Source organism: Salinicola rhizosphaerae, from assembly GCF_014652715.1.
GTDB lineage: Bacteria > Pseudomonadota > Gammaproteobacteria > Pseudomonadales > Halomonadaceae > Salinicola > Salinicola rhizosphaerae.
In genome coordinates this window covers 108144-108744 of record NZ_BMZI01000009.1, presented here as the reverse complement: position 1 = coordinate 108744, position 601 = coordinate 108144, and the positions used below count along the sequence as shown (strand labels likewise).

1 protein-coding gene is annotated in these 601 nt (G+C 61.2%); it reads left to right on the top strand.

What is annotated here, in order from left to right; genetic code table 11:
* Positions 1-253: 253 nt before the first annotated feature.
* Positions 254-601: hypothetical protein (locus IE125_RS18515; protein WP_189446166.1), on the top strand; the 348-nt coding region annotated here is incomplete at its 3' end.

The window sequence follows — 601 nt, the reverse complement described above, 5'->3', positions numbered from 1 at the left end:
TCCCCATGTGAGAGTAGGTCATCGTCAGGCATCTATCCCGAACCCCAGCCCGAAAGGCTGGGGTTTTTTCTTGTCCGGAAGAAAAACGATACGAGCCACGAGCCACGAGCCACGAGCCGCCAATGGCTATCGATGGCGTCGATAGTCGCTTTTGCAGCAGGTGATTAGCAAGCTAACAGGGTGGGCGCCATAATGTCATCAACGGTTAGGCCAAGAGGCCAACCCACTAACCGATGACATCAGGAGGAACACCATGAAAACGCGCATTCTGACCGCACTCGCTCTTGTCGTCGCCCTGCCGGCCGTCGCGCAAGCCAACAGCTTCGCTACCGAGCAGGCGCTGCAATCCCAGCACGAAGCGCTCAACGTTCAAACCACGAGCGACTACCAGGCACTGCCGACTCGGTACGCCGTCGATACGGTTCAGGGTGGCCACAGCGCCGCGGCTGACCAGGCACTGACACAGGTTGCCGAGCAGACCCAGCGTGGCACGCATCTGCAGCCCGGTAGCCGTGATCTGATCGGTCAGGGTCAGAGTGTCGCCGCCGCCCAGGCGCTGCAGAACACCAACGCCGCAGCGGGCGAGCAGGGCAGTGTCGAG